19 protein-coding genes and 2 tRNA genes are annotated in these 18,839 nt (G+C 66.4%); 13 read left to right on the forward strand and 8 right to left on the reverse strand.

What is annotated here, in order from left to right:
- The first annotated feature begins 90 nt into the window (after positions 1-90).
- Genes K9B35_RS12410 through K9B35_RS12425 form a run of 4 tightly spaced genes read left to right on the forward strand, consistent with a single transcriptional unit; the run spans position 91 to position 3,613 of the window.
- Positions 91-1,194, forward strand: a complete 1,104-nt coding sequence (locus tag K9B35_RS12410) for an ABC transporter permease (RefSeq protein WP_224922149.1) — start codon at positions 91-93, stop codon at positions 1,192-1,194.
- Positions 1,194-2,015 (forward strand): ABC transporter ATP-binding protein, encoded by an 822-nt coding sequence (locus K9B35_RS12415; RefSeq protein ID WP_224922150.1) that lies wholly within the window; start codon positions 1,194-1,196, stop codon positions 2,013-2,015. Before K9B35_RS12410 ends, K9B35_RS12415 begins: the two co-directional genes overlap by 1 nt.
- The gene (locus K9B35_RS12420; RefSeq protein WP_224922151.1) at positions 2,016-2,987 is read left to right on the forward strand and encodes an MlaD family protein; all 972 of its coding nucleotides are present in this window, start codon (positions 2,016-2,018) and stop codon (positions 2,985-2,987) included.
- A gap of 8 nt (positions 2,988-2,995) precedes the next feature.
- A complete protein-coding gene (locus K9B35_RS12425) occupies positions 2,996-3,613 on the forward strand; it encodes an ABC-type transport auxiliary lipoprotein family protein (protein ID WP_318245972.1) in 618 nt (205 codons plus the stop codon).
- Here K9B35_RS12425 and K9B35_RS12430 read toward each other — a convergent pair.
- On the reverse strand, positions 3,610-4,467 hold the full coding sequence (locus K9B35_RS12430) for a peptidylprolyl isomerase (protein WP_224922153.1): 858 nt from the start codon (positions 4,465-4,467) through the stop codon (positions 3,610-3,612). The genes K9B35_RS12425 and K9B35_RS12430 overlap by 4 nt on opposite strands.
- A gap of 87 nt (positions 4,468-4,554) precedes the next feature.
- Between K9B35_RS12430 and K9B35_RS12435 the strand changes: the two genes are divergently transcribed.
- The 8 genes from K9B35_RS12435 to K9B35_RS12470 all read left to right on the forward strand — a co-directional run bounded on the left by K9B35_RS12435 (position 4,555) and on the right by K9B35_RS12470 (position 14,617).
- Positions 4,555-4,645 (forward strand) — tRNA-Ser (locus K9B35_RS12435).
- Positions 4,646-4,825: 180 nt separating this feature from the next.
- Positions 4,826-5,911 (forward strand): DNA polymerase IV, encoded by a 1,086-nt coding sequence (dinB, locus tag K9B35_RS12440; protein ID WP_224922154.1) that lies wholly within the window; start codon positions 4,826-4,828, stop codon positions 5,909-5,911.
- Positions 5,912-6,094: 183 nt separating this feature from the next.
- Positions 6,095-8,389 carry a TonB-dependent receptor gene (locus tag K9B35_RS12445; protein WP_224922155.1) on the forward strand — a complete coding sequence of 765 codons (2,295 nt, stop codon included), beginning with the start codon at positions 6,095-6,097 and terminating at the stop codon, positions 8,387-8,389.
- Positions 8,373-9,680: a spinster family MFS transporter gene (locus K9B35_RS12450; RefSeq protein WP_224922156.1), complete on the forward strand. Its 1,308-nt coding sequence runs from the start codon at positions 8,373-8,375 to the stop codon at positions 9,678-9,680. Before K9B35_RS12445 ends, K9B35_RS12450 begins: the two co-directional genes overlap by 17 nt.
- Positions 9,677-11,299 carry a carboxylesterase/lipase family protein gene (locus tag K9B35_RS12455; RefSeq protein WP_224922157.1) on the forward strand — a complete coding sequence of 541 codons (1,623 nt, stop codon included), beginning with the start codon at positions 9,677-9,679 and terminating at the stop codon, positions 11,297-11,299. The genes K9B35_RS12450 and K9B35_RS12455 overlap by 4 nt, the downstream gene beginning before the upstream one ends.
- Positions 11,296-12,876 (forward strand): AMP-binding protein, encoded by a 1,581-nt coding sequence (locus K9B35_RS12460; RefSeq protein WP_224922158.1) that lies wholly within the window; start codon positions 11,296-11,298, stop codon positions 12,874-12,876. Before K9B35_RS12455 ends, K9B35_RS12460 begins: the two co-directional genes overlap by 4 nt.
- Complete coding sequence (locus K9B35_RS12465; RefSeq protein WP_224922159.1) at positions 12,863-13,648, forward strand: TetR/AcrR family transcriptional regulator; 786 nt, start codon at positions 12,863-12,865, stop codon at positions 13,646-13,648. The genes K9B35_RS12460 and K9B35_RS12465 overlap by 14 nt, the downstream gene beginning before the upstream one ends.
- A 75-nt stretch (positions 13,649-13,723) precedes the next feature.
- Positions 13,724-14,617, forward strand: a complete 894-nt coding sequence (locus K9B35_RS12470; protein ID WP_224922160.1) for an SDR family NAD(P)-dependent oxidoreductase — start codon at positions 13,724-13,726, stop codon at positions 14,615-14,617.
- 126 nt (positions 14,618-14,743) lie between these two features.
- Here K9B35_RS12470 and K9B35_RS20195 read toward each other — a convergent pair whose 3' ends face one another.
- The 5 genes from K9B35_RS20195 to K9B35_RS12490 all read right to left on the reverse strand — a co-directional run bounded on the left by K9B35_RS20195 (position 14,744) and on the right by K9B35_RS12490 (position 16,339).
- Positions 14,744-14,872, reverse strand: a complete 129-nt coding sequence (locus K9B35_RS20195) for a hypothetical protein (RefSeq protein WP_263622528.1) — start codon at positions 14,870-14,872, stop codon at positions 14,744-14,746.
- An 88-nt stretch (positions 14,873-14,960) separates the two neighbouring features.
- Complete coding sequence (locus K9B35_RS12475; protein WP_224922161.1) at positions 14,961-15,494, reverse strand: PepSY domain-containing protein; 534 nt, start codon at positions 15,492-15,494, stop codon at positions 14,961-14,963.
- Between the two features lie 61 nt (positions 15,495-15,555).
- Positions 15,556-15,783, reverse strand: a complete 228-nt coding sequence (locus K9B35_RS12480; RefSeq protein ID WP_224922162.1) for a DUF2061 domain-containing protein — start codon at positions 15,781-15,783, stop codon at positions 15,556-15,558.
- 107 nt (positions 15,784-15,890) lie between these two features.
- Complete coding sequence (locus K9B35_RS12485; protein ID WP_224922163.1) at positions 15,891-16,160, reverse strand: hypothetical protein; 270 nt, start codon at positions 16,158-16,160, stop codon at positions 15,891-15,893.
- 104 nt (positions 16,161-16,264) lie between these two features.
- A tRNA-Thr gene (locus K9B35_RS12490) sits at positions 16,265-16,339 on the reverse strand.
- A gap of 100 nt (positions 16,340-16,439) precedes the next feature.
- On the opposite strand from K9B35_RS12490, the gene K9B35_RS12495 reads away from it, so the two are divergent.
- Complete coding sequence (locus K9B35_RS12495; RefSeq protein ID WP_224922164.1) at positions 16,440-16,583, forward strand: hypothetical protein; 144 nt, start codon at positions 16,440-16,442, stop codon at positions 16,581-16,583.
- Between the two features lie 9 nt (positions 16,584-16,592).
- On the opposite strand, the gene K9B35_RS12500 is transcribed toward K9B35_RS12495, so the two are convergent.
- Together K9B35_RS12500 and K9B35_RS12505 are read right to left on the reverse strand one after the other, a co-directional pair.
- On the reverse strand, positions 16,593-16,964 hold the full coding sequence (locus K9B35_RS12500) for a VOC family protein (protein ID WP_224922165.1): 372 nt from the start codon (positions 16,962-16,964) through the stop codon (positions 16,593-16,595).
- 63 nt (positions 16,965-17,027) lie between these two features.
- The gene (locus K9B35_RS12505; RefSeq protein WP_224922166.1) at positions 17,028-18,830 is read right to left on the reverse strand and encodes an aminopeptidase P family protein; all 1,803 of its coding nucleotides are present in this window, start codon (positions 18,828-18,830) and stop codon (positions 17,028-17,030) included.
- Positions 18,831-18,839: the final 9 nt, after the last annotated feature.

Here is an 18,839-nt window from a genome sequence, read left to right on the forward strand (position 1 = left end):
CGTCGCAGTCCGGAATTGGTCCAGACCAAGTCTTACCCTCTACCTACAGGTGCTTGCCGTTCCAGTCCGAATCAACGATGGATGGTCGCGATGAACGCGCCAGCCGACTTCCAGCACGACGCGGCCGAAGGGACGCTGCGGTTCAGCGGCAATTTGTCGCTGCGCAATATCGACGATCTGCCGACCCGGCTCGGTGCGGTCGAGGGTGAGGTGCGTCGGCTCGACATGCGCGGGATCGACCGGATCGACACGGTCGGGGCGTGGCTGATCCATCGCTTCGCGCGCGACCATGATGCGCGGGTGACCGGACTCGACGCCAATCAGCAATTGCTGTTCGACCATGTCGCACAGGCCGACCATCCGATCGAAGCACCGCCCAAGCCGATGGGCGCATTCGCCCAGCTGCTCGCCGAGATCGGCGAAGCGGTGGTTCAGGCGATCAAGACCATGTACGGCCTGCTCGGCTTCATGGGCGCGACTGCGGTGGCGGCGGCGCGCGTGATCGCCAACCCGCGCCGCTTCCGCTACCACGCGACCGTCCATCGCTTTGAAGTGGTCGGCGTCTCCGCACTCGGCATCATCGGGTTGATGAGCTTCCTGATCGGCATCGTCATCGCGCAACAGGGCGCGGTGCAGCTGCGCCAGTTTGGTGCCGAGGTGTTCACGATCAATCTGGTCGGCCGGATCACGCTGCGCGAACTCGGCATCCTGATGACCGCGATCATGGTCGCAGGCCGCTCCGGGTCGGCCTTTGCGGCCCAGCTTGGCACGATGAAGCTGACCGAAGAGATCGACGCGATGCGCACCATCGGGGTCAACCCGATGGAGGCGCTCGTGCTGCCACGCGTGATCGCGGCGGTGCTGATGCTCCCGCTGCTCGGCTTCTACGCCTCACTCCTCGGGATGATCGGCGGCGGCCTGTTGTGCTGGATCGCGCTCGACATTCCGCCGATCACCTTCGTCCAGCGGCTCCGCGAAGTGGTGCCGATCACCGATCTCTATGTCGGCCTCGTCAAAGCGCCGGTATTCGGCGCGATCATCGCCATCGCTGGCTGCTATCAGGGCATGCAGGTCGAGAGCGACGCCGAACAGGTGGGCCTGCGCACCACTACCGCAGTGGTCCAGGCGATCTTCCTCGTCATCGTGCTCGATGCGTTCTTTGCGGTGTTCTTCACCGAAGTGGGGTGGAACTGATGACCGCCCCCATTTTCGACGGCGAAGAGGCGGTCATCCGCATCCGCGGTCTGCGCAACAGCTTCGGCGATCAGGTGGTGCACGAGAATCTCGATCTCGACGTACGGCCGGGCGAGATTCTGGGCGTGGTCGGCGGATCGGGCACCGGCAAATCGGTGCTGATGCGATCGATCATCGGCCTGCAACCGCCCGATGCGGGCGAGGTCCATGTGTTCGGCGAATCGGTCATCGACGCCGATGAGCGTCAGGCGATCGAGATTCGCCGCCGTTGGGGCGTGTTGTTTCAGGGCGGCGCGCTGTTTTCGACCCTGACCGTGGCCGAAAATGTTCAGGTTCCACTCAAGGAATTCTACCCCCAGCTCGACCCGCAGCTGCTGGCGGAGATTGCCGCGTACAAGGTGGTGATGACCGGCCTGCCGCCCGAAGCCGGCCCCAAATACCCGTCCGAACTGTCGGGCGGCATGAAGAAGCGCGCGGGCCTTTCACGCAGTCTCGCGCTCGATCCGGAACTGCTGTTCCTCGACGAACCGACCGCCGGGCTCGACCCGATCGGCGCGGCGGCGTTCGACGAACTGACCCGCTCGCTTCAGCAGACGCTGGGCCTGACCGTCTTCCTCATCACCCACGACCTCGATACGCTCTATGCGATTTGCGATCGGGTCGCGGTGCTCGCGGACAAGCGCGTGATCGCGGTGGGAACAATCGACGAGCTGCTCGCTTTGGATCATCCGTGGATCCAGGACTATTTCAACGGCCCGCGGGGCCGCGCGGCGGTGGCCAGTGCGGAACGGGCCGTCGCCAAGGGGGGCGAGAGGGACTGAATGGAAACGCGTTCAAACCATGTGCTGGTCGGCGCCGTCGTGCTGATCCTGCTCGCCGTGCTGGCGCTGTTCACCGTCTGGCTCGCCCGCGTGAACACGACCAGCGAGAAGGAATATGACATCTTCTTCAAACAGGCGGTCGACGGGCTGAACAAGGGCTCGCAGGTCGCCTTTTCCGGCGTCCCCGCGGGGCAGGTCAAGGAAATCGGCCTGTTCAAGCCCGACCCCAGCCTGGTGCGCGTGCGCATCGCGGTGAACAGCGACGTTCCGATCCTGCAGGGTACGACCGCGACCATTCAGGGCGTCGGCTTTACCGGCGTCAGCCAGATTCAGCTCGACGGTGCGGTCAAGGGCGCTCCGCCGATCGTATGCCCCGATGCCAATCCGCGCAGCGTCTGCCCGCTCGGCGTGCCGGTGATCCCGACCAAGCAGGGCGGCCTCGGCGCGCTGCTCAACTCGGCGCCGCGCCTGCTCGAACGCCTGTCGACGCTGACCGAGCGGCTGACCGAATTGCTGTCCGACCGCAACCAGTCGTCGATCAGCGGCATCCTCGCCAATACCGAAAAGCTGACCGGCGAACTCGCCAAGGGCGCCCCCGACATGCGCGCGACGCTCGCCGAACTGCGCATCACGGTGCAGAAGGCAGGGACCGCCGCCGAGCAGATCGGTACCCTTGCCAGCACCACCGATCGCGTGGTGGGTCAGGAAATCTCGCCCGCGATGAAGGACCTGCGCGGTGCGATCGCTTCGGCCGACAAGAGCATGAAAGCGCTCGAACGCACGCTGGGCAAGGCCGATGGCGGAATCGATGAGGTCACGACCAAGACGATTCCCGAGATCAATCAGCTGGTTCAGGACCTGCGCCAAATGACCGCGGCGCTCGCCTCGGTCGCCGAGAAGATCGACCGCGAGGGCGCCGGATCGCTGATCGGATCGCCCAAGCTGCCCGACTACGAACCCAAGAAGAAGTGAGCCCGATGATGCGCAAGCTCCTCCTCGCCCCCGTTCTGCTTGCCGCGCTGCCCTTGGGCGGCTGCATCAAGTTCGGTGCCGAGCCGCCGCCCTCGCTGCTCAAGCTCGAGGCGGATGCCGCGATGCCGACCGGACAGACGGTCAGTTCCGCGACCGTCCGCTCGATCACGATCACGGTCCCGTCGGTGCCGCAGGAACTGGCCGTGACCCGCGTGCCGGTGCGCAGCAGCGACACTGCGGTCGCCTACCTCAAGGACGCGCAATGGGTCGAAGCGCCCAACCGCATGTTCGCGCGCGTGCTCGGCGACACGATTTCGGTGCGCACCGGACGCGTGGTGCTGGGCCTGCGCCAGTCGCTGTCGGACCCCGGCGCGCGGTTGGGCGGCGAGCTGCGCCAGTTCGGCGTGGATGCCGACAGCAGTGCGGCGGTGGTGGTCTTTGAAGCCACACTCGTGCGCGATCGTCCCGCCGCGGCCGATGGCAGCCGCCCGGCGATGACGTTCGAAAAGCGCCGCTTTGAAGCGCGCGTGCCGCTGGCGGAAGTGACCCCGACCGCCGCTGGTGCCGGGCTCAACCAGGCCGCGAATCAGGTGGCGGGCGAGGTTGCCGACTGGGTCGGGAACTAGGCTTTATTCCGCCGTCGCACTGGCGGCATGACATTGCAGATGTCTGCGCCGCCCGACGGCAGGTTGAAGAACGGCGGCTGGCGGTTCTCGCGCGCCTTGATCCACGCAGCGAAGCGTTCGTTATCGGCGGCGCGATACTGAAAGCGCGGGCGTTCCCTCTCGGGCAACTCGCTCGCCAGCCGTCCGCGCGTGAAGGCGACATGCTGGCTCGCCTCCTTGTAGAGGCCAAGCCCCCCTTCGGTGCCGCGCGGCAGCGCCGAAAGATGCTCGATCCCCTCCAGCACGCGTCCGACGATCGCGATATTGCGGTCGAGATGGCGCGGGGCATGGCCGATCACCGCGTACAGATCGCCGCCACTCCCCGTGCTCGGCGCCAGATCGCGGGCGACCCCGACCATGCCATAGCAATGCGGAATCCATGCGACCGTGCCATCGGTCGCGAGCGGCCAGCCATCGGCGCTGTGTCCGGTCGCGCTCGAATAAGGATCGGTGCGGGTCAGCCGCGTCACCGCGTCGAATTTCGGCCAGTCATATTCGGCGGGCGGTTGCGCAATGACCCCCTGGGGCAGCGACTTCTTCTCGCTCGGGTCGCCCCATTGCACGACATAATTGTCCTGGACGCGATACACCCGCGCCGCGTCCCACCAGCCCGACGCGGCGAGCTTGCGGATATTGGCGACATGCACCGGCGCGTAGCGCGGCGCGAGCCGGATCACGACCTGCTTGCCCTCGCCCAGCGTCATCACCAGCAACTCGTCGGCCGGGATGTCGCGCCAGTCCCCGGGCAGGGGATCGGACGGCAGCGGGGCGGGGGCGGCGGCCTGAAGTGCAAGCGCGAGGGAGAGGGTCAGCATGGCCGCAAGCTGTCACGCCGCGTCACGCGATGCAACGCGCTTGCGAAGCGGTGATCAACTCTCTAGGCAGCGCCATCCAGCGATAGCGGAGCGGTGGCCGAGTGGTCGAAGGCGCTCGCCTGGAAAGTGAGTATACGCCAAAAGCGTATCGAGGGTTCGAATCCCTCCCGCTCCGCCACTGCTGCCAAAATTGTCGCTGAGAGTCAGTGACTTGGTAGTGGAACGCTATCCCTGTCCCGCCGAAATTCCCACTGCGACAGGCATATCGGATACGTCACCTCGACGTCGACTATCATCGACCAGTTCGCGCGTCACCATCCGTGTTCCATCTTTGTTCGATCCGCGCTAGAGCAGGTGCATGTCCGAGCCGAGTGTCCGAAAGATCATCCATATCGACATGGATGCCTTTTTCGCGTCGGTCGAACAGCGCGACGCGCCGGAACTGCGCGGCAAGCCGGTTGCGGTCGGCTCGCCCGCAGCGCGGGGTGTGGTCGCGGCGGCGAGCTATGAGGCGCGCGCATTCGGCGTGCGCTCTGCGCTGCCATCGGTGACGGCGCTGCGGCGCTGTCCCGAGCTAATCTTCGTGCGGCCACGGTTCGAAGTCTATCGCGCCGTCTCGGCCCAGATCCACGCGATCTTCGCCGATTACACCGACTTGATTCAGCCGCTCTCGCTCGACGAGGCCTATCTCGACGTGACCGACGATCACCGGGGGCTCAACACCGCCTGGGCAACGGCGAAGGAAATCCGCGCGCGCATCCATGAAGAGACGGGGCTGACCGCCTCGGCCGGCATCTCGTACAACAAGTTCCTCGCCAAGCTCGCGTCCGACCATCGCAAGCCCAATGGACAGTTCGCGGTGACGCCGGACATGGGCGCGGCATGGGTCGAGCAATTGCCGGTCGCGAAGTTCCACGGCGTCGGCCCGGTGACTGCGGCCAAGATGAAGCGCCTCGGCATCGAAACCGGGGCCGACCTCAAGGCGCAATCGATCGCGGTGCTGGCGCGCCATTTCGGCAGCGCCGCCGACTGGTATTACGGCATTGCGCGCGGGATCGATGCGCGCCCGGTGAACCCCAGCCGCGAGCGCAAGTCATCCGGCTCGGAAACCACCTTCAACCGCGATCTTACCGACCCGGCGGAGATCGAGGCGGGCGTGCTCAAAATGGCGGACGATGTCGCCGCGTGGAGCGCCAAGCGTCAGCAGTTCGGCCGCACCGTCACCGTCAAGGCGAAGTTCGCCGATTTCAGGCAGGTGACCCGCAGCCGCACCCAGCCGCAGGCGGTGCGCGACCCGGCAGACCTGCGCGCGACCGCGATCGACCTGATCCGCACGCTCTATCCGCTCGACATCGGCATCCGCCTGGTCGGGGTGACGGTTTCGAATTTCGAGACCAGCGACGCGGCGATGCCCCTGTTCACCAGCGCGCCGGACGCGGAATAGGCGCGCGCGAGGGCTTCGAACCACGCGCCCCGATCTCCCAACAGCCCGCACATAATGCCGCTCTTCCCGGACGCGTGAAAGATCTTCACACTCGTGATAGTGAATGTTGACAGCGCCTCTGCTCCGCGACATATTCGCCCCAGCAAATCGACGCATGATCGATGGCATCGAGGAGAGGTAAGGATGAGGGCAAGTCTTCTGGCGACCGCGTGTGCGGTTGCGGTGTTCACGGTTCCGATGTCCGCTGCGGCGCAGGACACCCCGGCGCGCGACGAGACGACCGCCGACAGCGCCCAGGAAGTGGTGGTCACCGCCACCCGCCGCGCCGAGCGCATCCAGGACGTCCCGCTCAGCATCAGCGCCTTCCAGCAGGAAGAGCTGACCGAGAAGGGAATCGTCGGGTTCGAGGGGATTGCCCGCGAAACGCCGGGCGTCGTGCTCAACCGCCCGACCCAGAATTTCAACAACTTCACCGCGCGCGGCATCGCGACCAACGGCTATAACGCTAACCTGCAAAGCTCGGTCGCGGTCTATGTCGATGAGCTGCCGATCTCGACGATCGGCAACACCACCGTGGTCGATCCGACCCTGTTCGACGTCGAGCGCGTCGAATTCCTGCGCGGGCCGCAGGGGACGTTGTTCGGTTCCGGATCGCTGTCTGGCGCAATGCGCATCCTGACCAAGAACCCCAATCTCAGCTCCTTCGATATGGCCGGCCAGGTCGATCTCGGCCTGACCGGATCGGACAGCCTGCGCCAGCGCTACAATGTGATGGTCAACCTCCCGATCGTCAGCGACACGCTCGCGGTGCGCGCGGTCGGCTTTTACCGCAACGAAGACGGCTATCTCGACAATGTCGGTACCGGCGTCGAGAATTCGAACAAGCTGGTCAATTGGGGCGGGCGCGTCATCGCGCTGTGGAAGCCCAATGACCGGCTGTCGGTGCGCGTGATGGCGTCCTATGAGGACAGCGATCCCAAGGACAGCTCCCTCACCAGTCCGTCGCTGGGTCGCGAAAAGCGCGTGTCGGACCAGCCCGACCGCTTCACCGGCAAGCAGACGATCATCAACGGCACGGTCGAATATGAATTCGACTTCGCCCGGCTGACCAGCTCGTCGACCTATTCGGATTTCGACCAGAAATTCTATGTCGACCTTGCGGGCACCTTCGCGCCCGGCTCCTTCCCCGGCGCACCGATCGCATTCGGGCTCGACGCCGACGCCTATGACAAGGTGTTCGTGCAGGAGACGCGGCTGGTCTCCTCGCTCGACGGCCCATTCGAATTCACCATCGGCGGCTTCTATATGAACCGCCGCCGCGACGTGGACTATTTCTATCGGTCCAACCCGCAGTTCCTAGCGGCGCGCGGCATCACCGGGCTGCCCGATCAATATTATCAAAAGCTCTACACCTATTCGAAGAGCGACGAACTCGCCGGGTTCGGTGAGATCACCTACCGCTTCTCGCCAAAGTTCTGGCTGACTGGCGGCATGCGCTATGGCCGCACCTCGGCTCAGGCATTCACCGAGGCGGGCGGCTATCTCGCGACGGCAGGCGGCTTCAACTATTTCACCTATGCGCTCTTTGGCATCCCGGTGAATTTCGGGCCGAGCAGCCTGGTCCCCTATGCTGCCGCCACCGGCGTCAAGGCGACCGGCTCGGCCCCGTCATGGAAGGCCAGCGCGACGTGGAAGCCGAGCGAGGCGATTACCACCTACGCCACCTTCTCGACGGGCTTCCGCGCGCCGGTCGTCAACGCGATCCGGGGCGCCAACCCCACGCTGGGCGGCGTGGTCATCCCCGACGGCGCGGAATCGGACGATCTGAAAAGCTATGAGATTGGCGCGAAGGCACGGTTTCTCAACGGCCTCGTCACGATCAATGCTGCGGCCTATCTGATCGACTGGAGCAACATCCAGGCGCAGGCAAACCGTTCGACCGACTCGGTTCAGTTTGCCACCAACATCGGTGCCGCGCGCAGCAAGGGCTTCGAGCTCGAGATGGGCGTCATCCCGGCCAAGGATGTATTCCTGGGTCTCAACGTCGCCTATAACGACTCCAAGATTACCAAGCTGTCGGCCACAGAGGCGGCGATCTCCGGCGCGGTGCTCGGACATCGCCTGTCTGCCCCGCGGCTTCAGGGCGCGGCGTACATCTCCTACGGCTTCGACCTTGGCGCTACGGCGCGCGGCACCTTCGCGGTCAACGCGCAATATGTGGGATCGTACAACAGCTCGTTCCCCAACACGCCGGGCAACCCGAACCTGCGCCTGTCGACCTTCGGCCAGACCGACGAATATGTGAACGTGAACCTCAATCTCGGGGTCAAGAAGGGGTCGCTCTCGGCCGCGCTCTATCTTGAGAACGTGTTCGACGATCACTCGATCACCTATATCCACCCCGAGGCGTTCCTGGTGAGCCGCTTCGGCACGCTGCGCCCACGTACCGTGGGGATCCGTCTTGGCTACGGCCTCTGATGCGATGACGGCCGGCGGCAACGCCGGCCGTCCGTCACCTGCGAACCGGCCCTGGTTCGTGCTGGTCACGCTCACCTTCGTCTACATCCTCAACTTCCTCGACCGGCAGCTGATCGGCATTCTCGCCAAGCCGATTCAGGATTCGCTGGGGGTCAGCGACACGCAGCTTGGCCTGATCGGCGGCCTCTATTTCGCGATGTTCTATTGCTTCATCGCGATCCCCGTCGGCTGGTTCGCCGACCGCACCAGCCGCGTCGGCGTGCTCAGCCTCGCCTGCGCGATCTGGAGCGGCGCGACCGTCGCGTGCGGTATGGCGGCCAATTATACCCAGCTGGTGATCGCGCGCATGACCGTCGGGTTCGGCGAGGCGGGCGGCGTGCCGCCATCCTATGCGATCATCACCGATACCTATCCGCCCGGCAAGCGCGCCGCTGCGCTCGGTATCTTCAATCTTGGTCCCGCGATCGGTGCAGCAGCAGGAGTCGCGTTCGGCGCGGCGATCGCCGAACAGTATGGCTGGCGGCTGCCCTTCATCATCGTCGGCGTGGTCGGCGTGGTCACCGCGCTGTTCGTATGGCTGACGATCCGGGAGCCGCAAAAGGGCGCGATGGACGGCGCACGCGCGGCGGGCGCGTCGGACAAGGCGCCGTTCTGGCCCACCGTTGGCGCATTCCTGTCCAACCCCGTGCTGATGCTCGCGGCGCTAGGCAGCGGCGCGACCCAGTTCGTCACTTACGGCCTCGGCAATTTCGCGGTCCTCTATCTGATGCGCGAAAAGGGCATGGTGCTCGGCGATGTCGCGGTCTGGTACGCGCTCGTCCTGCTGATCGGCATGGGCGGCGGCATGGTCATTTCCGGCCGGGTGATCGACGCGATGACGCGCACGGCGCGCAGCGGCTATGCGGTCGCCCCTGCGGTATCGCTCGCCATCGCAATGCCCTTTTACATCGGCTTTGTCTGGGCGCCGAGCTGGCCGCTTGCACTGGCGCTGCTCGCGGTGGTGATGGTGTTCAACTATTTCTACCTCTCGGCCTCGGTCGCGTTGGTGCAGGAAGAGGTGAAGCCCAATCAGCGCGTGCTGTCGGGTGCGTTGCTGCTGCTGATCATGAACTTCATCGGCCTTGGCCTCGGCCCGACCTGGGTCGGCTTTGCCAGCGATTGGTTCAAGGCGCAGGGCGATACGCAGAGCCTGCAGAGCGCGCTCTACACGCTCACGCCCTTTTACCTGATCGCGATCGGCCTGTTCGTCGCGCTCGCCCGACGGCTCAAGCGCGAAGGGGCGGCGGCATGAAGTGGCTGATCACGCTCCTCGCGCTCGCGCTGGGCAGCCCCGCGCTCGCCCAGTCGCCGCAGGTCACCCCTCCGGCCGGGACGGTCGAGGGCGTGCAGCAGGGCGGCGTCCGCATCTTTCGCGGCATCCCCTATGCACAAGCCCCGGTCGGCGCGCTGCGCTGGAAGCCGCCGGTCGCTGCCGCAGACTGGCAGGGGGTGCGCAAGGCGACCGCGTTCGGCCCCGCCTGCGTTCAGCCGCGCAACCGCAACGCCGGCATCTACACCAACCCGCTCGACACGGTCAGCGAGGATTGCCTGACGCTCAACATCTGGTCGCCTCCGGGGGCCAAGGATCTGCCCGTGTTCGTGTGGATCCACGGCGGCGCGCTGGTCGCGGGCTATAGCCACGAAACCATGTATGACGGCGCGCGACTGGCACAGCGCGGCAATATGATAGTCGTGTCGATCAACTACCGGCTCGGTATCCTTGGCTATCTGGCGCATCCCGAACTGAGCGCGGAATCGCCCGACGGCGTTTCGGGCAATTACGGCCTGCTCGACCAGATCGCGGCGCTGAAATGGGTCCAGCGCAACATCGCGGCGTTCGGCGGCGATGCCGGCAACGTGACCATCGCGGGCGAATCCGCCGGGGCGCTCAGCGTGATGTACCTGATGGCCAGCCCGCGCGCGCGCGGCCTGTTCCACAAGGCGGTGGCGCAAAGCGCCTACATGATCACCACGCCCGAGTTGAAACAGGGCAAGCACGGCCTGCCCTCGGCTGAAGCGGCGGGCAGCCATATCATGGCCGCAGTCGGAGCCAGCAATGTCGCCGGACTGCGCGCAATGGACGCCGAGAAGCTGACGGTCGATGCGGCGACCAAGGGCTATGGCCCCTGGGCAACTGTCGACGGTACGACCCTGACGCGCCAGCTCGTCGCGACCTGGGACCATGGCGAACAGGCCAAGGTGCCGGTGCTCGCCGGGTTCAATTCGGGCGAGATCCGCTCGCTCCCCGTCCTGCTCCCGCCCGCACCCGCCAATGCCGAGGCGTATGAGGCGGCGATCCGCGCGCGCTATGGCGACCTCGCCAACCCGTTCCTGCGGCTCTATCCGGCGAGCAACATCAAGGAAGCGATGCTCGCGACCACGCGCGACGCGCTCTACGGCTGGACCTCCACCCGGCTCGCGATCGGCCAGACTGCGATCGGGCAAAGCGCCTATCTTTACCTGTTCGATCACGGCTACCCCGCTGCGGCGGAGTATGGCCTGCACGCCTTCCACGCCGCCGAAATCCCCTATGTCTTCGGCACCGCCAGCCGCACGCCGCCCTATTGGCCGAAGGTCCCCGATGACGTGACCAACCGCCGCCTGTCGGACGCGATGCTGGGCTATTGGGCGAGCTTCGCGCGCTCGGGCACGCCGGTCGCGGACGGGCAGCCGGCATGGGAAGCCTATGGCAAGGCCGCCAATTACATGGCGTTCGCGGGCAAGCCGCTTCCCGGCACGCGGCTGATGCCGGGCATGTTCGCGCTGCACGAAGCGGCGGTGTGTCGCCGCCGCGCGGCGGGCGACCAGCCATGGAACTGGAACACCGGCGTCGCCTCGCCGGTCCTCAACAAGGCGACGGGTTGCCGATGATCGACGGAAGCATGCAGGATTATCCGCTGACGCTGGACAAGTTCCTGCACCACGCCGCCAAATGGCACGCCGATGCCGACGTGATCACCGCGCGTGAAGGCGGCGGGATCGACCGGATCGGCTATGCTGGGCTGCGCGACCGCGCGCTCGCCATCTCGTCGCTGCTCGCCGGCTTCGGGGTGCGACAGGGCGCGCGCGTCGCGACGCTGGCGTGGAACAGCCAGGCGCATGTCGAGGCGTGGTACGCGATCATGGGCATGGGCGCGGTGTGCCACACGCTCAACCCGCGCCTGACCGCGCAGCAGCTCGCCGACATGGTGGTGCAGTCGGGGGCGAAGCTACTGATCGTCAGCGCCGACCTCCAGCCGCTCGCCCGCGCAATCGTCGAGCGGGTGCCGGGCGTGTCGCTGATGCTGGTGATCGACGGTGCAGCCGATGCTGAGTCAGCGACATGCGCCGTCACCGCGCTGGAGCCGCTGATCGCAACCGCGCCCGGCGGAGCGGTGTGGGGCGCCTTCCCCGAAACCGCCCCGTGCGGCCTGTGCTTCACCTCCGGCACCACCGGCGCGCCCAAGGGCGTAACCTACACCCACCGCGCCAGCTTCCTCCACACGCTGCGCTGCCTGCAGGCCGATGTCATGGCGATCCGCGCCAGCGACAGCGTGCTGGTGGTCGTGCCGATGTTCCACGCCAATGCCTGGGGCCTGCCCTTCGCGCTCCCCGCAGCGGGCGGGCGGCTGGTGCTCCCCGGACGCCATACCGACGGGGCAAGCCTCGCCCGGCTGATCGCGAGGGCGGAGGTCACTGTTGGTGTCGCAGTGCCCACCGTGTGGTTGGGCGTCGCCGAGCATCTCGAGGCGACCGGTGAAACCCTGCCGAGCCTTCAGCGGATCATCGTCGGCGGTTCCCCGCTCGCGCCCGCACTGATGGAGCGGATCGAACGCGTGCTCGGCGTCACCGTGCAGACCAGCTGGGGGATGACCGAATTGTCGCCCTCCGGCACCGTCGCCCCGCCGCACGATCCGCAGCGGACGGCTGCGGTCTCCGGGCGTCCCGCGATCGGTGTCGACCTGCTGCTGACCGATGCGGACGGCGCACCGCTGCCGCAACAGCGCGAGACCGAGGGCCATTTGCGCGTGCGTGGTGCGGCGGTGGTCGATCGCTATTTCGGCCATGACGCACCCGCGACCGACGCCGAGGGTTGGTTCGCGACCGGCGACCTTGCGCGCATCGACGCACAGGGCAACCTCATCATCACTGGCCGCGCCAAGGATCTGATCAAGTCCGGCGGCGAGTGGATCAACCCGGCGGAGATCGAGGCGGTGGTCGGCGCGCTGCCGCAGGTATCGCTCGCCGCGGTGATCGGCCGCCAGGACGCGAAATGGGGCGAACGCCCGCTGCTGCTGGTCGAGATGCAGGACGATGCGCTCAGCGATGACGAACTGCTCGCGCCCTTGCGCGGCCGCGTCGCATCGTGGTGGATTCCCGACGCAATCGTCCGCCTTCCCGCGATGCCGCTCGCCCCGACCGGCAAAATCGACAAGAATAGCTTGCGGTCTCAATATGGAAGCGCTTGAGACCTTGTTCGACCCGGTGTGCGGCGATGCGATCGCGTCCGGGCAACAGGGGAATGAACGCCCAGTGCCAGAACAGACGTCCGAAAAGCCCAAACCCCGCCGCCGCTCGACCAAGGCCGAGCAGCGCGCGGAGATGATGGAGCAGATGCTCGACGAGGCGGAATATCTGTTCTCGAAGCACGGGCTGCACGGCGTGACGCTCAAGGACGTCGCCAAGCGCGTTGGCGTCCACCACACGCTGCTCAACTATTATTTCGAGGACAAGAAGAAGCTGTTCGACGCGGTCTTCGCCCGCCGCGCGGTGGTGACCAGCGAACGCCGGCTGAAAGCCCTCAACGATTACGATGCCGCAACCGGTGGCAAGCCAACGCTGGAAGGCGCGCTCCACGCGTTCCTCGACACCGATCTCGATCTGTATATCGAGGGGGGCGAGGGCTGGAAGAATTACGGCGCGCTCGGCGCCCTCGTCGCGAACACGCCCGAATGGGGCGCCGACCTGATGGACGCGCATTTCGACCCCGTCGTGCTGCGCCTGATCGAACTGCTCAAAAAGGCGCTGCCCGATTGCGCGGAAGAGGACATTTTCTGGGGCTATCACTTCGTCACCGGCGCGCTGATGGTCACGCTGGCGCGCACCGGGCGCATCGACAAGCTTTCGGGCGGACTGTGCCGGTCTAACGACTTCGCGGCGATCAAGGACCGCATGGCCGTGTTCATGGCTGCGGGCTTCCGCCAGATCTGCGATCACGGCGTGCGCGGCCGGCCCGACTAGCGGGGCCGCGCCATATAGCCTAACCACATTAAAGACATTCACTCACGCGTTAGCGAATTTATGGGAGATCATTTGATGTCGCTCGAAGGACGGATTGCAATCGTCACCGGTGCAGGCGGTGGCCTCGGCCGCGCACACGCGCTGTATCTTGCCGGCAAGGGTGCGCGCGTGGTCGTCAACGACCTCAGCGACGAAGCGGCTCAGCGCGTTGCTGCCGAAATCGGGACACAGGGCGGCAAGGCGCTGGCTCTGGCCGGATCGGTCACCGATGAATGGGCGGTCTCCAACATCGTCGCCTCGACGATGGACGCGTGGGGCCGGGTCGATATCCTCGTCAACAATGCCGGCATCCTGCGCGACAAGAGCTTCGCCAAGATGAGCATGGACGAATTCCGCCTCGTCGTGGACGTCCACCTGATGGGCGCCGCCATCGCCAGCAAGGCGGTGTGGGAGATCATGCGCGGGCAAGGTTATGGCCGCATCGTCATGACCACCTCGTCCTCCGGGCTCTACGGCAATTTCGGTCAGGCGAACTATGGTGCTGCCAAGATGGCGCTGGTCGGCCTGATGCAGACGCTCGCGATCGAGGGCGAGAAATACGGCATCCGCGTCAATTGCCTCGCCCCGACCGCGGCGACGGGGATGACCGAAGGCGTGCTATCGGAAGCGAGCCTCGCCGCGCTCGACCCCGCATTGGTCAGCCCCGGCCTGCTCGCACTGGTGGGTGCGGACGCGCCGACCCGCGCGATCCTGTGCGCCGGTGCCGGGCATTTCGCGACCGCCAATGTGACGCTGACCGACGGCATCCAGATCGGCGGCAGCGCGGATGCGGGCGAACGGCTTGCCGCGCACTGGGCGCAAGCGGCGGATCGCACGGGCGAGATCGTCCCGGCCTATGGCTTCACTCAGGCCGAGCGTGAGCTGGAAGCCGCCGGGGTCAACGCGCCAGCGGTCGCGATCGCGCGCTGAATCGGCGGTCTCGCCGACCCCGGATAGCGCCTGATTGATCCAGCCAGGAAGCGCCGTTCCGCACCCGATGTCCCGCCCACCGCCCCACGCCGCCTGTGCGATCGGGGCGGGGGAGGGGCGCTTTGGTCACCCCTTGATCGTCACCATCGCGACCGGCTTGTCCTTGGTCGTGGGGTTGGATGCGTTGCCCTTGGGCGGCTTTTCCGCCTTGGGTTTGCGGACTTCGCGGTTCGACTTCTTCTGGCTCTTGGCCATGACCTGTTCCTTCGCGGGCATAGCGCCCGGAGGACAGCCTAGGCGCTGTGCCGCTCGCTGGCTTGCGAATTCGCGTTGCGCGCCGGGGTCAGTGGATCGCGCGCTCGGTCAGCAGCGTCGCCTTGCCGTCGGCCCATGCGATCTCCATCGCGGGGTCCTTGGGCTTTCCGGGAGCGAACAGCTCATACAGGATCCGCCCGTCCTCGACCTGTCGGCTCTCGATCACGCGTTCGGGCGTAAAGGCGTCGGCGGTGGCTGCGGCGGCGGCGCGGACCGGGGCGGGGGCCGCTTCCCATGCGATGTCGCGCTGCACCTCGACCGCCTTCAGCGACCCGTCGGGCTGGAGCAGCATGTCGATCTCGACCTCGCTGCCGTCCGGCCGCGTGCCTTCGACATCGTAATAAGTCCGCCCGTCGCGATCCTTGCGCTCGGCCTCCGCGATCCGCATTCCCGGCACGGTTGCCTCGGCCAGTTCCGCGACGCCAGCAGGCAACTCGGTCGCCGCGACGTTGGTGATCGCCGTTTCCGGCCCCTCGGCCAGCACGCCATTGGCGGGCGCGGCATCGTTGCTGGCAGGCGAGCATGCGGCCAGCGCAATCAGGGGCAAGATAAGGAAGCGCATCGCGTCACTCCGATAAATGTTACCGGTGTCATAGTGCGCCCCTCCGGCACCCGGCGCAAGGTCAGGCAGTGACGATCCGCCCGTCGATCGCCCCCGCATCGCGCCGCCGCGCGTCGAATCGCTGCCACGCGCGCTCATGAAAGAAGAATGCGACCGCGTTGATGCACGGCTCGATCAGGGCGATCCCGCCAGCGAGGGCAATCGAGCCGGTAAAGGCATAGGCGACGCTGAACCCGACCGTCAGGTGGATCGACAGATAGGTGAACGTCTTGGTCAGATCGCGCGACATGGGCGGCATCCTGTGAAGCAATGCCGCCCATATGGGGTTTGGGGAAATCGATCTGAAACGCGAAGAAACGGCCTCAGTGATCGCCCCGCTCGATCAGTTTGCGCGGATCAGCGGCTGTTTTCCATGCGCGCATCGTCCGCGTCATCGATCGCGTCGGCCTTGGCTTCGCCCGCATCGCGGACATTGTCGGCCTGCTCTTCCAGCGCCTCTTCCATCGTCTCATTGGGGGCCATGTCGGCCTGCTCCTCGAGATTGTCGGCCATCGCCTCGGCATTGGCCTCGACATTATCCGCCGCCCGGTCATCGGCATCGCCGCCGCACGCGGCGAGCGCAAACAGTCCGGCGCCAGCCAGCGCCGCCTTGAACATCGATTTCATGCAAATTCCTCCTGTTGATGCCGCGCATCAATGAGCGGGAGGCAAAGCGGTTCCACGCGAACCGCAGACGCGGCCCCGCAACCTTCAGTTCGGATTGGGGAAAATGGTGCTGCCGGTGAGGATTGAACTCACGACCTCAGCCTTACCAAGGATGCGCTCTACCACTGAGCTACGGCAGCACTCGGCGCGGGCGGAAGGTCCGTTCCACGCTGGGAGGCGGCCCTTTCGCGCGGGAGCGGGCCATTGTCAAGGCGCAGTGGCCCGGTTTATCGCGCGATCATGACCGATGCCGACAAAAAGGCCCGCCTCGCCGCTGCGCTCCGCGAAAATCTGCGCAAGCGCAAGGCACAGGCACGCGAGGCGGCGGACTTGCCCGGCCCGCCGCCAATCGTGATCCCGCCATCGTCAGGCTCACCCGACTGACGGCGCAACTCACCCCTTCATGATGAAGGCGTTGAGCTTGTTCCCGTCCGGATCGCGGAAATAGGCGGCGTAGAAGCTGTCGCCGCGCGGCCCCGGCGCGCCTTCGCAACTGCCGCCATGGGCCAGCGCCACCGCGTGGAGCCGATCGACCTGCGCCTCATCCTTTGCTTCCAGCGCGACCATCACGCCATTGCCCACGCTCGCCGCATTGCCGTCGAACGGCTTGGTCAGCGCGACGCCGGCACCGCCGCCCGGCGTCCCCCAGGCGATCGTGCCATCCCATTCCATCATCCGCGCGGTGCCCAGCTCAGCCGCGATCGCGTCATAAAATGCCGCCCCGCGCGCGAGGTCGTTGGTCCCCAAGGTCACATAGCCAATCATATCGTCCCCCCGAATCGTTACGGGGGGAACGTATAGTGAACGAGGAGTGGGAGCAAGCCGGAGTCAGCGCGCCGCGATCGGCCGGCACTTGGCGTCGAGCCACGCCCGCTCGTCGGGCGACAGCTGCGGGCCGAGGATCTCGAGCACGCGCGCATGATAGGCGTCGAGCCAACGGCGCTCGTCCTCGGTCAGCAACCCCGGCTCGATCAGATCGCGCTCGATCGGGGCAAAGGTCAGCGTCTCGAACCCCAGCATCACCGATTCGGCGCCGGGAATGTCCTTCTCGACCACCAGCACCAGATTCTCGATGCGGATGCCGAACTCGCCCGCCTTGTAGTATCCAGGCTCGTTCGACAGGAACATGCCCGCGCGCAGCGGCTCGGCCGGGCCGCCGCCGGGATAGTTGGGCGCAGCAATCCGCTGCGGCCCTTCATGCACCGACAGATAGGCGCCGACGCCATGCCCGGTGCCATGGCCATAGTCGCAGCCGACTTCCCAAAGCGGGCGGCGGGCAAAGGCATCGATCTGCCCGCCAGTCGTCCCCGCCGGGAACACCGCGGTGGCAATCGCGATATGGCCCTTGAGCACCCGGGTGAAGCGGTCGCGCATCTCCTGCGTCGGTTCTCCCACGGGAATCACGCGAGTCACATCGGTGGTCCCATCCTCATATTGCCCGCCCGAATCCACCAGATACAGATGGCCATTCTCAATGGGCAGGCTCGACTCGTCGGTCACCTTGTAATGCGGGATCGCGCCATTGGGCCCGGTGCCCGAAATCGTGTCGAAGCTCAGGTCCCGCAGCACGCCGGTTTCCTCGCGGAACGCCTGCAGCCGGTCGGCGGCGGACATTTCCGTCACCCCGCCCTTGGGCATCTCCGCCTCAGCCCATTTGAGGAAGCGGGCCAGCGCCGCGCCGTCGCGCGCCTGCGCTGCCTTGTGCCCGGAAATTTCGGCGTCGTTCTTGACCGCCTTGGCCAGCACGACCGGATCGCGCGTCGCCAGGATCGTCGCGCCGCCCGCATCGAGCGCGTCAAAGATCGCTGCGACCGACCCAGCCGGGTCGGCAGCCACGCGCTTGCCCGCAAACTGCTCCAGCGCCGGGGCAAAGGCCGCGCGGTCATGCACCCGCACCGCATTGCCCAGATGCTGGGCGACGTCGTCACCCACCTTGTCCTTGGCGACGAACAGGTCGGCGGTGCCGTCGGCGTTGACGATGGCATAGGCGAGCGCGACCGGCGTGTGGCTGACATCCGCCCCGCGCACGTTGAACGTCCAGGCGATCGAATCGAGCGCGGAGAGCACCACGGCGTCAGCCTTGCGCTCGGCCAGCCAGTCGGCGATCTCCGCCCGCTTGGACGCGCTGGTCCGCCCGGCGGAATCGTCGCGCTGCACGATCAGCTTGGCGTCAGACGGCGCCGGCTGGTCGTCCCACACTGCGTCGATCGGGTTGCGGCTGACCGCCACCAGCTCGGCCCCACGCTCGGCCAGCGCCCTACGCGCCTCCTCGACCCAGCCGCGCGTGTGCAGCCACGGGTCGTATCCGATCCGCCCGCCCTGCGGCGCATGGTCGCGCAGCCAGTCGGCGATGCTCACCTGCGGGACCGGCACATACTCCCAGTTCGCCCCATCGACCTGCTGGCGCACCTGAATCGTGTAGCGCCCGTCGGTGAAGATCGCGGCCGCCTCAGGCAGCACCACCGCGCTCCCCGCGCTCCCCTGAAACCCGGTCAGCCACGACAGCCGCTGGGCATAGTCGCCGACATATTCGCTCATATGCTCATCGGTCAGCGGCACGACGAACCCGTCGAGCTGATCGCGGTTGAGCTGCTCGCGCAGGGCCTGAAGGCGGGCGGCGTGGGTCGACATGGGAACGGT

Source organism: Sphingomonas sp. R647, assembly GCF_020177055.1.
Lineage (GTDB): Bacteria > Pseudomonadota > Alphaproteobacteria > Sphingomonadales > Sphingomonadaceae > Sphingomonas.